The 12,952-nt window shown below is 67.9% G+C and carries 13 protein-coding genes; 4 read left to right on the plus strand and 9 right to left on the minus strand.

Annotated features, from left to right (window positions below):
• Window positions 1-25 precede the first annotated feature (25 nt).
• Both RQG77_RS10885 and RQG77_RS10890 read right to left on the minus strand, forming a co-directional pair.
• The gene (locus RQG77_RS10885) at window positions 26-910 is read right to left on the minus strand and encodes an SDR family oxidoreductase (RefSeq protein WP_311244718.1); all 885 of its coding nucleotides are present in this window, start codon (window positions 908-910) and stop codon (window positions 26-28) included.
• Between the two features lie 105 nt (window positions 911-1,015).
• Entirely contained in the window at window positions 1,016-1,366 is a 351-nt protein-coding gene (locus RQG77_RS10890; protein WP_311244719.1) for an ATP-dependent DNA ligase, read from the minus strand.
• A gap of 197 nt (window positions 1,367-1,563) precedes the next feature.
• Between RQG77_RS10890 and RQG77_RS10895 the strand changes: the two genes are divergently transcribed.
• Together RQG77_RS10895 and RQG77_RS10900 are read left to right on the plus strand one after the other, a co-directional pair.
• Complete coding sequence (locus RQG77_RS10895; RefSeq protein ID WP_311244720.1) at window positions 1,564-2,106, plus strand: FHA domain-containing protein; 543 nt, start codon at window positions 1,564-1,566, stop codon at window positions 2,104-2,106.
• Window positions 2,103-2,621 carry a nicotinamide-nucleotide amidohydrolase family protein gene (locus tag RQG77_RS10900; RefSeq protein ID WP_311244721.1) on the plus strand — a complete coding sequence of 173 codons (519 nt, stop codon included), beginning with the start codon at window positions 2,103-2,105 and terminating at the stop codon, window positions 2,619-2,621. Before RQG77_RS10895 ends, RQG77_RS10900 begins: the two co-directional genes overlap by 4 nt.
• A 35-nt stretch (window positions 2,622-2,656) precedes the next feature.
• On the opposite strand, the gene RQG77_RS10905 is transcribed toward RQG77_RS10900, so the two are convergent.
• The 6 genes from RQG77_RS10905 to RQG77_RS10930 all read right to left on the minus strand — a co-directional run bounded on the left by RQG77_RS10905 (window position 2,657) and on the right by RQG77_RS10930 (window position 9,368).
• Window positions 2,657-3,745, minus strand: coding sequence for an alcohol dehydrogenase catalytic domain-containing protein (locus tag RQG77_RS10905; RefSeq protein WP_311244722.1), 1,089 nt, complete (start codon window positions 3,743-3,745; stop codon window positions 2,657-2,659).
• A gap of 13 nt (window positions 3,746-3,758) precedes the next feature.
• The gene (locus RQG77_RS10910; RefSeq protein WP_311244723.1) at window positions 3,759-4,502 is read right to left on the minus strand and encodes an HAD family hydrolase; all 744 of its coding nucleotides are present in this window, start codon (window positions 4,500-4,502) and stop codon (window positions 3,759-3,761) included.
• Window positions 4,499-5,647: a TIGR03364 family FAD-dependent oxidoreductase gene (locus RQG77_RS10915; protein WP_311244724.1), complete on the minus strand. Its 1,149-nt coding sequence runs from the start codon at window positions 5,645-5,647 to the stop codon at window positions 4,499-4,501. The genes RQG77_RS10910 and RQG77_RS10915 overlap by 4 nt, the downstream gene beginning before the upstream one ends.
• Window positions 5,644-7,380 (minus strand): phosphonate ABC transporter, permease protein PhnE, encoded by a 1,737-nt coding sequence (gene phnE / locus RQG77_RS10920; protein WP_311244725.1) that lies wholly within the window; start codon window positions 7,378-7,380, stop codon window positions 5,644-5,646. Before phnE ends, RQG77_RS10915 begins: the two co-directional genes overlap by 4 nt.
• Window positions 7,377-8,300, minus strand: a complete 924-nt coding sequence (gene phnC, locus RQG77_RS10925) for a phosphonate ABC transporter ATP-binding protein (RefSeq protein WP_311244726.1) — start codon at window positions 8,298-8,300, stop codon at window positions 7,377-7,379. Before phnC ends, phnE begins: the two co-directional genes overlap by 4 nt.
• A gap of 138 nt (window positions 8,301-8,438) precedes the next feature.
• On the minus strand, window positions 8,439-9,368 hold the full coding sequence (locus tag RQG77_RS10930) for a phosphate/phosphite/phosphonate ABC transporter substrate-binding protein (protein ID WP_311244727.1): 930 nt from the start codon (window positions 9,366-9,368) through the stop codon (window positions 8,439-8,441).
• 170 nt (window positions 9,369-9,538) lie between these two features.
• Here RQG77_RS10930 and RQG77_RS10935 point away from each other — a divergent pair, with 170 nt between their 5' ends.
• A complete protein-coding gene (locus RQG77_RS10935) occupies window positions 9,539-10,279 on the plus strand; it encodes a GntR family transcriptional regulator (RefSeq protein WP_311244728.1) in 741 nt (246 codons plus the stop codon).
• Between the two features lie 285 nt (window positions 10,280-10,564).
• Here the strand turns inward: RQG77_RS10935 and RQG77_RS10940 are convergent, their stop codons facing one another.
• Window positions 10,565-11,725: a histidine kinase gene (locus RQG77_RS10940; RefSeq protein WP_311244729.1), complete on the minus strand. Its 1,161-nt coding sequence runs from the start codon at window positions 11,723-11,725 to the stop codon at window positions 10,565-10,567.
• Between the two features lie 226 nt (window positions 11,726-11,951).
• Between RQG77_RS10940 and RQG77_RS10945 the strand changes: the two genes are divergently transcribed.
• A complete protein-coding gene (locus tag RQG77_RS10945) occupies window positions 11,952-12,605 on the plus strand; it encodes a response regulator transcription factor (RefSeq protein WP_311244730.1) in 654 nt (217 codons plus the stop codon).
• Window positions 12,606-12,952: the final 347 nt, after the last annotated feature.

A 12,952-nucleotide genomic window follows, 5' to 3' on the forward strand; every position in this document is an offset into this window, starting at 1 on the left:
GTCAGGTCGGCGTGATCTCACCGGGTCAGAGGTGCTTTCCTCCCGTGACCGCGAGCACGGCTCCGGACGTGTACGACGACTCCGCCGAAGCGAGGTAGACATACGCTCCCGCGAGCTCCGCAGGCTGCCCCGCCCTTCCCAGAGGCGTATCGGCGCCGAAGGTGTTCAGCCGTTCCGCGTCCCACCCGGTCGCCGGGATGAGCGGCGTCCAGAACGGACCGGGAGCGACGGCGTTCACCCGGATACCACGCTCCCCCGCTTCCTCGGCCAGCGCCTTGACGAAGGCGACCTGCGCGGCTTTCGTCATCGCGTAGTCGATGAGGCCCGGCGACGGCTCGAAGGCCTGCACGGATGCTGTGACGATGATGCTCGCTCCCGCTTCGAGGTGCGGATACGCTGCGCGCGCCGAGTAGAGCAGCCCGAAGAGGTTCGTCTCGAAGACACGGCGCAGCTTCTCGGTGTCGAGATTCTCGAAGCCGTCGATGTCGTGCTGGTACGCCGCATTCAGCACGAGCACGTCGAGCCCTCCCAACGCGCTGCGGGTCTGGGAGACCACCTCTGTGGCGAAGGACTCGTCGCGGAGGTCTCCGGCGAGGCTCACGCCCTTCCTGCCCTTGGCGTGGACGAGTCCGATCGTCGCGTCGGCGTCCTCCTGCTCTTCGGGCATGTGGACGATCGCGACGTCGGCGCCTTCCCGGGCGAAGGCGATCGCCACGGCACGTCCGATGCCGGAGTCTCCACCCGTGATCAGGGCCCGACGGCCCGCGAGGCGCCCATGACCGACGTACGATTCCTCGCCGTGATCAGGAACGGGACGCGTCTCTTCCGTCAGTCCGGGCTGGTCCTGCCGCTGCGCGGGGAAGCCGTCCTGGCGGTGCTGGCTGCGGGGGTCTGCGGTGTTCTCTGCCATGCCCCGAGGCTCGCGGCGACCGGCGCGGCTCGGCAGGGGGTTGACAAAGCACCCCCGTTCTCCGCACACCCCGTTCGCCGAGCGACACGGGAACGCGTTCGAGGATCAGACGAGCGGCCCCGGAGGCACCTCGTCGGCTCCAGGAGCGGAACCGGAAGCCTCCTGCGGCTCGGGCACGAGGTACAGACCGCTCGGCGCGTTGGCGGTGAAGGCCAGCGCCTCGATCCACGCCCTGTTGATCGACGGCTGCCGGCTGCCGAAGTACTTGAAGACCAGCGAGCTGCCCGGCTGCACCCACACGGTGGTGCGGCCGCCGCCAACGCTCGAATCCTCACGCCAGCTGAAGGGGAAGGGCTCAGCCCTGCGCAGCTTCGCCGTGATGACGAGCTGCAGGTGAGTGAGCGCGCGATCCTCGATCTCGGTCTTCACGCTGCCCTCGTAGATGAACTTGCCCATGCAGCCCTCTCCTCCCAAGTTCCAGGTGCATCGCATCGATCATAGGGGGAAGGAATGACATCGTCCCCACCGGATGATCGGACCCCGATCGCGGCCTGTACGTGGGTGAGCTTGCGGGCGCCGGGCCGCGAAGTCAACCCCCTCCGCACCCTTTTTCGTCCCGTCTATCCTGGCTCTGACTGCGAGGAGACGGCACCATGAATGCACGCCACATCGACGACCGATCCGATGAGGGATACACCCCCACCACGACCCATGCGGAGTTCGGAGCGGGCAACCCTCGGTTGCGCGTCTCGCGAGACGACCTGCGCTCCGAGTTCCTGCTCGAGGTCGACGTGGTGCGCATCGGTTCCGCCGCCGACAACGAGCTGCGCCTCGACGGATCAGACCCGGTGCACGCCACGATCACGCACGACGACCGCGACGAGTACGTCGTGGAGCTGCACGGCGAAGGCGAGATGAACACCAACCCCGATGCGGATGCCACGCACCCCGGCGAGCGCAAGCAGACCCTTCGCACGGGTGCGCGCTTCACGGTCGGACCGTGGGAGCTCGTGTTCGCTCGCGACGAGTTCGCCGACCACGGCCGCCCCTACGGCGGCCGCAAGGGCGGCGAGTACTCCGATCAGCCGCTGCAGCCTCCCCGTCCTGGCTACGACGATGCGGCGAGCGTCGAATCGGATGCGCCGACGCACGCCGACTCCGCCGACTCCGCCGAATCCACCGCCGCCGAGAAGTGACAGCTGAACAGTCGGCGCTGGAGCGTCTGAGCGAGGTCGCTGCGGAGCGTGGACTGCGCGTCTGCGTCGTCGAATCCCTCACGTCCGGACGCCTCGCGAGCACGATCGGCGCGGGTGACGATGCCGGTGAGTGGTTCGCCGGCGGCATCGTCGCCTATCTCACCGACGTCAAGGAGAGCCTGCTCGGTCTGGTTCCAGGGACAGACCCGTGCTCTGCCGAGTGCGCGGAGCATCTCGCCGAGAGCGCCCGACGACTGTTCGACGCCGACCTGTGCGTGTCGACCACCGGTGTCGGAGGGCCGGATGCCGAGGGCGGACATGAACCCGGAACCGTCTTCGTCGGATGGGCGACGAACGAGGGCGTCGGCCATCGGATGCTGGCGCTGACCGGCGATCCTCAGGAGATCCTCGACGAGACCGTCGACACCGCCACGCGGCTGCTCGCGTTCCACGCCGAGGGGATCCGCCCTGTGGGGCCCCGGCGTGCGGGGTCGCCTGCGGCATCCGTCGTCTGAGCGCAGCTGTGCCCGTTCGCTGAGCGCAGCCCCCCTCAGCGCCCCGGCACGAGGCCGATCCGCAACGGAGCCCCGGTCTCGGAAGCGGCGGTGATCGCCTCGTCGATCGCCACCAGCTGACGCACCTCGCCCACCGCGTCTGCGAAGGGATAGGCGCGCCCTCGACCGGCGAGGAAGGCGACGGCCTCGGCCAGCTCGGCGCCCGTGTAGTTGTGCACTCCGGTGACCGTGACCAGGCGGCGCACGATGCTCTCGGCGTCGAAGGGCACGGGGTCTGCGGGGAACACGCTGCCGACGAGCACGACCGTCCCGCCGGTGCCCACGCCCGCAAGGGCCTCGGTTACGGCATGACCCGACGCCTCGATCACGACGTCGGGGTCGCGGTCGAGCTGCCCGGCTCCGAACCGGGCGGCGAGGGCAAGACGGGCGGGCGCAGGGTCGAGGACCTCGACGGTCGCCCCGTGCTCGACCGCGATCGCCGCGGCGGAGAGCCCGACGAGGCCCGCACCGTGGATGCGCACGGTGGCGCCGTCGAGGTCACGGTCACGCGCTGCTCTGGCCACGGCGGCCCAGGCGGTGGCGGTCGCGCAGGACGCGGGTGCGAGTACGGACGCCGGCAACGACTCGGGAACCCGCACGATCGCCGTGCCGGCTCGTACCTGCACGTGGGTGCCGAAGGCGCCGGTGAGGTCTCCGTGCACGCCGATCCGGTCGTGGCCGTACTTGCCGAGGTCGCGGCACTTCTGCGTGAGGCCGCTCGAGCAGCGATCGCACGTGCCGCACGAGATCGTCACCGACCAGACGACACGATCGCCGATGCGCAGCGGAGTGCCGTCGACCGCGGTCGCGCCCGCGTCGCCCGTCGCGATGACCCGTCCGACGCTCTCGTGGCCGAGCACCAACGGCACGGGAGCCGACCGGCGACCCTGCACAGTGTGCACATCCGAGCCGCAGATCGTCGACATCTCCACCGCCACGAGCACATCGTGCTCGGCCAATGCGACACCGGGCACCGCGATCATCTCGTGGGCGTGCCCCTCGCCGATCCACACCATCGCGGTCGCGGCCGGGCGCAGGGTGACGTCACGGCGGTGGCCGGGAGGACGGATCAGCAGCGTTCCCATGTCGTCGCCCGACTCAGACGGTGGCGGTGAGGGGCAGCAGCCCACGTTGGGCGAGTGCGCCCTGAAGCTCCGTCACATCGGCGAGAACCGCGTCGGCGCCGGCCTCGGTGAGCGCCCGGATGTCGTGGGCACCGGTGAGCACGCCCGCGACGAATCCCGCCCCGGCCCGGCGGCCGGATTCGACGTCGCTGACGGTGTCGCCCGCCACCGCGACCGCGGCGACCGACGAGGTCTGCGTGCGGATCAGTGCCGTGAGAACGAGGTCGGGTGCGGGGCGCCCTCGGCCGGCATCCACCGGCGACAGAGCGAGATCGATCAGGCCGCTCCAGCCGAGACGGTCGATCAGGGCATCCCGCGTCACAGGCGCGAACCCTGTCGTGAGCACGACCGAGACACCGGCATCCTTCAAGTCCTGGATGGCGTCGGCCGCCCCGGCGATCTCAGTGACTCCCTGCTCGGCGACGATCTCGGCGTACGCTCCCTCGAAAGCAGCCGTGGCGCGCGACGCAGCGACGCGATCGCCCCCGGCGAGATGCGTGAACACGTCGATCTTCGACTGGCCCATCGTCGCGCGCACATGGGCGAGGGCGTCGTCCCACGGCATCCGATCGGCGACTCCGGTGCGTTCGGCGGCGCGCTGGAATGCGGTCTCGACCACCCCGTCGTCGAGCACGGTCGTGCCGGCCATGTCGAGGACGACGAGTTCGAGCGCGCGGCCCTCTTCGATCGCGCGGCCCTCTTCGAACGGAGTGGTCATGGTGTTCCTTCCATTGCGGGTGTCCACCCGAAGGCGGCGGTGAGATTCTCTTCGGCGAGCCCCAGCCCCGTGGTCATTCCGATGCCGGTGGTCGCGGCGAGCACCAGCACCCCCTCGTCGCCCCTGTCGATGAGGAAGTCCTGCGACGCCTTGGCGTAGACGCCCTGCCAGCGCTCCAGCACGCGCGGTGCCGGCATATCGAAGAGCACCTCGGCCTCGGCGAGGAAGGCGGCGAACGCGGCTTCGGGCTGGAAAGGCGCAGGCGCGGTGGAGGCGGCGTGCGAGTCGCCGATGATGAGCGTGCCGTCGGGCAGCTGCGTGTACATCTGGTTGAGGTCCAGGGCTGCGAGATCGGGGCGCTCGGCATGCAGGCGCTCCCGCAGTGCGGCCGTCGCGTCGCCGTCGGCGAAGCGCCCGTACCGCACGAGCGACCAGCCGGTCAGCAGCGGCGCCGAGAGCGGATGCCGGAACGTCACCGCCGCGCGCATCATGTCGAGCGCGCAGCGGACCACTCCTACCCGCTCGGCGACCTCGGGCAGCAGCTGATCGATGTCGTGGTTCACCGCGACGACGATGGCACCGGCCGTGATCGCCCCCCGGGTCGTGTCGACGCGCCCCCGCGACACCGCGGTCACCGCGGTGCGGAAGCGGAAGTCGACACCCAGGCTCGCGAGGTGCCGGACGATGGCTGGGGCCGCGGTGCGGGGGTCGGTCTGCAGATCGGTCTCGATGTGGGCTCCGCCGACCAGGCCGTCAGCGCGCAGCGGTGCCAGTCGCAGCAGCTCGTCGGTCTCGAGCATCCGGATGCCGCCATCGGCCGCAGCCCGTTCGAGCACCGCGATCTCGTCGGCGTGACGGGCCGCGACCAGGGTTCCGGATTCGCGCAGCCAGAAGCCGGCGTCGCGCGACAGGCGCAGCCACAGGTCGCGGGAGCCATCCGCATAGCGACGCGCCTCCCCCGCCTGCGCCCCGATGCAGAGGTGGCCGAAGTTGCGGATGGTGGCGCCGACCGGAGCATCCGCTCTGTCGACGACGATCACGCTCAGGCCTCGTCGCACGGCCGCGTAGGCGGCGCCGAGCCCGACGATGCCGGAGCCGACGACGACGAGATCGGCGGAGTCGGTCGTGAGCGCAGCGCGGGTCATCGGAACACCTTGCGCATCCACATCGCGAGCCCTTCGACGATCAGCACCGTCGCGAGGATCATCAGCACGATCGCGGTGACCGTCTCGTAGCGCGAGCCCTGACTGGCGTTGAGCAGGTAGTAGCCGACCCCGCCGCCACCGACGATGCCGAGGATCGTCGCCGCGCGGATGTTCGTGTCGAGCATGTAGAAGCTGTGCCCGATGAGCGCCTGCATGCCCTGCGGCACAGTGGCCGAGGTGTAGGTCTGCAGACGCGTGGCGCCGACGGCGCGGAGCGCGCGCTCCGGCCCACGGTCGACCTCTTCGAACGAGTCGGCGATCAGCTTGCCGAGCAGTCCGATGCCGCCGATCGCGAGGGCGATGACACCTGCCTGTGCCCCGAGGCCGGTGATCACGACGAGCACGATCGCGAGGATGAGCTCGGGGATGCCGCGGATGCCGACGAGCAGGAATCGGGCCACGCCTCGCGCGCCGGAACTCGGTGCGACGTTGCTGGCGGCCAGCGACCCGAGGATCAGCGAGGGCAGCAGGGTGAGCACGGTGGCCGCAAGCGCGATCGCCACGGTGTCGCGCATAGCGGTGAACATCGCTGAGGCGTCGTAGCTGCCGAACGACGGCGGCCAGAACTTGGCGGCGACCTCGGGCAGCTTGGCCCAGAACGTGAAGAAGTCCATCCAGTTGATCTGGCTGACGACGACGCTGCCGATCACGACGAGAGCTGTGATCACCACGCCGATGGTGTTGCGCACACGCTCGGCCGTCCACGGCCGGCGGACGGCCGTCTGCGGAGAGGCCGCCCACGCGGGGGTCGTGCTCGCGGCGTCGCTCGCCCGGTCTCCGAGGCGCGGGTGGATGAGCCGGTCGATCCACGAGCGGGTCTGCTTCTGCCCGCCGAGCATCGCGCCGCGCACCATGCTCGAGACGATCTCCATCGCGACGCACAGGATGAAGATGACCAGTGCGATGCCGAGGCCCTTGCCGTAGTTGAGTGCCTTGAACGCGTACGACATCTCGAGTCCGAGACCTGCGACGCCGACGTAGCCGAGCACGACGCTGCCACGCAGGTTGATGTCGTTGCGGTGCAGCACGGTCGCGACCCAGCTCGGAAGCACCTGCGGCAGGATGCCGGAGGCGAACTCCTGCATCTTCGACCCGCCGGCGGCGCGGATCGCGAGGCGGGGGCCCTCGTCGATCTGCTCGATCGCGTCGGCGAACATCTTCGAGATCATGCCGATCGAGTGGATGCCGATCGCGAGGATGCCGGGCAGTGTGCCGAGCGAGAACATGAGCACGAAAGCCATGGCGAGCACCACGTCAGGAAGCGCGCGGGTGAGCACGCCGACGAATCGCGCTGCGGCACGCCATCCGTTTCCCGGGGTCGTGTTCGACGCCGCGAGGTAGGCGATCGGCACCGAAAGCACCGCGGCGAGCAGCGTGCCGACCAGTACGAGTCCGACGGTGAGGGCGATCAGCCAGGCGAGGTCGGCCGGTTCGGGGAAGGAGAGTCCGCCGACGCGGGCCATGAAGTTCTCGGCGTTGCCCCAGCTCTGCACCATCGCGGGGATCGAGATGCCCACCTCGTTCACCGCGAGGATGCCGAGGACGACGAGGGCGAGAAGGGTCAGCCCGGCGGCGATGCGCTCGGGCGAGATCGGACGCCGCGGGGTGCGATCGGCGACGGTCGCGGACCCGGGCACCTCGTGGGCACGCGGGGCGCCGGAGAGGATGGTCACGAGACTCGCGTCCTGTCGAGCTCTGCGGCTTCGGTGACGCTCTCGCTGTCGGTGGTGCGCACGGTGGTTTCGCCCGCGGCCTTATCGCCGGCGGTCTCGATGGCGACGTCCGCCGCGATCTCGATGAGCTCGGACTGCACCGCCGTGATCTCGGCGGTCGTCGTCGCGACGCGTCCGTAGATCTCCATGACCTCGGACTTCGTCAGGTCGGTGGTGGGCATGTCGAGCACGACCTCGCCGTGCCGCAGACCCACGATGCGGTCGGCCCACGAGATCGCGAGGTCGACCTGGTGCAGGCTGCAGACGACGGTGAGCCCTTCGTCGGCGGCGATCTCGCGGATCAGTGCCATGACCTGGTCGCTCGATTCGGGGTCGAGTGATGCGACAGGCTCGTCGGCGAGCAGGATGTCGGGCTTCTGCATCAGTGCGCGGGCGATCGCCACGCGCTGCTGCTGGCCGCCCGAGAGCGTGTCGCTGCGCTGGTAGGCGCGATCGAGCAGGCCGACCCGGTCGAGATGACCGAGGGCGCGGAGCTTGGCCCCCTTCGAGTAGCCCCACAGACCGAGCCTCGGCCCGCTGACCTCGGACAGCGACCCGGTGAGCACGTTCTCGAGCACGGTGAGCGAGGGCACCAGCTCGAACTGCTGGAAGATGAAGCCCACCCGACTGCGGAGCCGGCGCAGAGCCTTGCCCTTCAACGCGGGGACCTTGGAGCCCAGCACCTCGATGTCGCCGGAGGTCGGAGTCTCGAGGCCGTCGAGATGCCGCAGTAGCGTCGACTTGCCCGAGCCCGAGAGGCCGAGCAGCACGACGATCTCGCCGCGTGACACCTGTAGCGACACGTCCTTGAGCGCCGTGGTCGAACCGAAGTTCTTGGTCACGCCCGCCAGGCGGATCAGGGCATCGGATGCCGCATTCATCTCATTCTCCTCGTGATTCTCTGAAGTCGGATCGTTGAGCGAGCGAAGCGAGACGAAACGCAGTGAGTCTTCAGCGCGTTTCGTCTCGCTCGCTTCGCTCCCTCGCTCAACGAACGGGAGCGAAGCGGACGCCGGGCGTCAGCCCTGGCACTGCTCCGCTTCGGTCTCCTTGCAGATGTCGCGGATCAGGTCGTAGTACGCGTCGTCGACCGGCTTCGTGGCGAAGAAGACGCTGCGGAACGAGTCCGTGTCCGCACTGTCGATGCCCGCGGCGATGATGTCGTCGATCGTGATCTCGGAGAGTCCGTCGATGAGCTTCTTCGAGACGTCATCAGGAAGAGTCGAGGAGTAGACGAGCGGGGCGCCGGGGACCATGGTCTCGTCGATGACCTTCACGGCATCCGACTTCTCGACCTCCGAGTCCTCCGCGAAGCCGACCTCGCACTCGACTCCCTCGCCGACCTTCTGCACGCTGACGTCGTGCTTGCCCGCGAAGACCGGGGTGATGTCCGTCTTGGGGTCGATGCCCGCCTCGAGCAGGTTGTACGACGGGAAGAGGTAACCCGACGTCGACGACGGGTCGACGAAGCAGACCTTCTTGCCTGCGAAGTCCTCGATGCTCGAGATGTCGCTGTCGGCGGGGACGATCGCCTGCGAGTAGTAGCCGGGCTCCTGGCCCTCCTCGGTGACGATCGAGGAGATCGGGGTGAGCTTCGCGCCGTTGTTGGTCGCGGTCACGTAGGTGAAGCCCGAGAACGAGGCGACATCGACCTTGCCGGCGACAGCGGCCTCGATGAGAGCTGCGTAGTCGGTGGACTCGTGGTACTCGACGGTCTTGCCGGTGAGATCGGCGATGTAGTCCATCAGCGGCTGGTAGTTCGTCTCGGTGTCGACCGAGTCGGGCACGACGCCGAAGACGAGTGTGTTCTCATCGACGGCGAAGCCGCTGGCGGTGGACGACTCGTCGGCACCGGACGAGCCGGTGGCCTCTGCGGAGCCGGAACAGGCGGCGAGGCCGAGCGCGAGGATCGCGGCGCCGGCGAGTACGGGGAGAGCGCGGAGCTTCATGAGGACCTTTCACGGTGGGAGGAGGTGATCCGTGAGCAACTCTGACAGCCTGAACGTCGAGATATATACCTAACTCAGAAGAGTTCAGGCGTCGTTCACCAGTGATTTCCCCGGATGAACGCGCGCGGAACGGTCGCGCTCTACCACTGTGTGCCAAGTAGTATGCCTATGTGGCCGAAGCTGTATACACCCAGATCGCCGACGAACTGCGCGCCCAGATCGCCGCGGGCACCCTGCGCCCCGGTGACGATGTGCCGACCGAGGCGGATCTCGCGGCCCGATGGCAGACATCGCGCGGCCCCATCCGCAATGCGCTGGCCGTGCTGAAGCGCGAAGGACTGATCGAGACGGGCCGCGGGCGTCCCGCACGCGTGGTCGCGCGCAAGGCGAGCCAGGCGGTCGACATGTCGGTGCCGTTCACACGATGGGCGCGAGATCTCGGGGTCATCCCGGGGGCGAGGACGCAGGAGCTGACCCTGCGTCGCGCGGGCGATCGCGCGGACATGCTGGGCGTCGCGCCGGACGACATCATCGTCGGCGTCGTGCGACTGCGCCTGCTTGACGGGCGGCCCACGATGCTCGAGCGGCTCTTCTACACGGAGACGGTCGGACGCCGCCTGTTCGACGTGGACACCGACGAGATCTCGATCACCGAGTACCTCGGCTCTGTCGGGCACCCCATCGTCGGGCTCGAGCACCAGATCGATGCGGTCGCCGCCGACGAGCAGGATGCTTCCCTGCTGCGAGTCCCCCAGGGGACGCCGATCCTGCGGTTGAGCCGCATCTCGCGCGACGCGGACGGGCGCATCTTCGAGGCATCCGAGGATCGATACCTGAGTGAGGTCGTGCGCTTCACGGTCGCAGCGTCCGGGATATCGACGGACGGTCACTACATGCGTGCAGTCGGCTAGAAGCCGGGGCAGCCGACTTCTCATCCGTGGGGGAGAGAAGCCGATCGCGAGCGCGATGGGGATCAGATTCCAAGGACCGCGCTCGCGATCACAGCGCTGGGGATGCGCTATTTCTGGGGTATACCCAATGTAAGCGTCCGGCTACACCATGGAACACAGCCTAATGTCGAGACATCCCCTAGACCTTCGTCTAGTATTTCGCCATCGAGGCGCGGATTTCCGCGGTTCTCCAGGGCGAATGCCGGTATATCTCTGACGTCGGAAGCGCTCGCAAGCGCCCGTTCGTCAGGGCTTCGCGACGGATCGGGCGATCGGCAGACGTGCGGCCACGACCCACCGACCATCGACTTCTCCGGCTGTGAACTCACCGCTCGCGCCGAGCACACGCTCGGCCATACGGCCGATTCCGGTGCGGCTGGAGGAGAGCTCACGCCGCGGGGTCACTGACAAGGGGCTGCTCACGGTCATCCGCGCCATGTCGTCGTCGACATCGAGTCTGATCTCGACCTCGCCCTGACCGGCGTACTTGAGGACGTTGGTGGCGGATTCGCGCATGATGCGCGCGAAGATGATCTCGGCTGCCCGGGGGATGCGCTCGTCCGCAGGATCTCCGTCGAGCAGTACCGAGTGCCCGGCGGATTCGAATTCCTGCTTCGCCTCATCGATGGATGCGGCGAGGTCGCCGGTCGGCATGCCCTCGGAACGGGGGCCGTCGTCGGCGAGGTCGATCACGAAGCGGAGATCGGTCATCGCCTTTCGGGCGGCGATCCGGATCGCCTCTTGCGAATCGGTGCTGGTGCGATCATCGTCGAGCATCTGCACGTGCAACGACACCACGGTGAGGTGGTGCGCGATGCTGTCGTGCAGCTCGCCGGCGATCCAACGTCGTTCGGCGAGTACTGCTTGGCGCTCCTGCTCGGCCTTCTCGGCCAGCTGCACTTCGAGGGTCCGCCCTCGGGCGAACGCGACACGAAGCGCGAAGCCGACGGCACCGGCGACGGTCGCGGAGATGAGGTAGATGCCGAGGTTGATCGGCGTGCTTGTCTCGCCGAAGGCAACGAGTGCCGTCGCGAGGAGGAAGACTCCCGCGTACGAGAGGATGAGTGCGTTCCAGCCGAGTCGCATGACCAGAGCCGCCGCGAGTGCGGCGACGGTCAGCACTTCAGTCTGAGTTCCGGTGAAGAACGAGAGCGCGAACACGACGGCGAGTGCGCACGTCGCGATGAGGGGCCACCAGAGATACAGAACGAGCACGGCGGTCGATGTGATGCTGACCGCGGCGACGAACGGGTCCACTCCCGGCGGGAGGAACAGTCCGACTATCCCGAAGGCGACTATCGTGCCGACGGTTGCGAGAACGGCGATGCGTTCGATCGTGCTGAGCTTCTCTCCCCTCCCGAGCCGTGAAACGACAGAGTCGCCAGTGCGGGGGGGACCAAAAGCCATGCTTCAGTATCTCCTAATAGCCAGGTAGATTAGCGAGTGAAGCCAAAGAACTGGTTGAATGCCTGCCAGAAAGTCATAGTGATTCACCTCCGTTGTTGGACTTTTGTGAAGTAATAAGTTCATCTTCTCGGTGATCTGCACGCTTCACATCTGTCAGACGTCTAGACATCACTAGCCAAAGGTCTAGGTCTGAACGCCGCACAGCGACCCCAGTTAGGCTTCCCACATGCCGGAAATCCGCGTTCTCATCGTCGATGACGACCCACTGGTGCGTTCAGCACTCTCGCACTTCGTATCTCGCGACCCCGAGATCAACGTCGTAGGCGAGGCCGAGACGGGCCTGGAGGGCATCGCGGCGGTCGAGCGCGAGCATCCTGACGTCGTCATGATGGACGTGCAGATGCCGGAGATGGATGGCATCGAGGCGACGTCGGTGATCAGCGAGCGCTGGCCGGAGGTGAAGATCCTGGCCGTGACCACGCTGGATGGCAGTGACACTGTCCTGCCGATGCTGAGCGCGGGCGCCTCGGGGTACCTGTTGAAGGACTCGAGTGCGGCGAGCATCCTCGAGGGCGTGCGAGAGGTGTACAGCGGTGCGAGCTCGCTGTCTCCGCGGATCGCGTCGCTGCTGATCAAGCATGTGCGCGACACAGAGCCGGTGGGCAACGACGGAACGCTGGAGGTGCTCACCGAGCGTGAGCAGGAGGTGCTGCAGCGTCTGGCCCAGGGCATGTCGAACGCCGAGATCGCGCGGACGCTCATCGTCTCGGAGGGCACAGTGAAAGCCCACCTCGGTCGCATCATGTCCAAGTGGCACGTGCGCGACCGCGTGCAGATTCTCGTCACCGCGGCGCACGCCGGCCTGGTCGAGTTCCGCTGAGTCTCTGACCTGGTTTCCGCGGCTGCTGCTCCGGGCACCAAGAAGACGCAACGGTGACCGCGGTCGCTGTGCGGTGCACGGCATGCAGAAACACTTGGTGTTCGCGAGTTCCAGACGAGGCGAGCAAGGTCCAGCCAGCGAGGGCAGGCTTCAGCCGACGCGAACGAGTGTCGGCGATCGGTGGCGCTTTCCCGGGAGGCTGAGTCGCGGGGTGCGCCATCGTTGCTCGGGATCCCACCATCTCGGACCCCGCACCTGTGGGAGGCCCGCGTCCATGCGGATCTCCCACCCGGAGGTGCCGAGGGATCGGTGATGCCACCAGCACAACGGCACACCGTTATCCGTAT

Source organism: Microbacterium sp. WCS2018Hpa-23 (genome assembly GCF_031843845.1).
GTDB lineage: Bacteria > Actinomycetota > Actinomycetes > Actinomycetales > Microbacteriaceae > Microbacterium.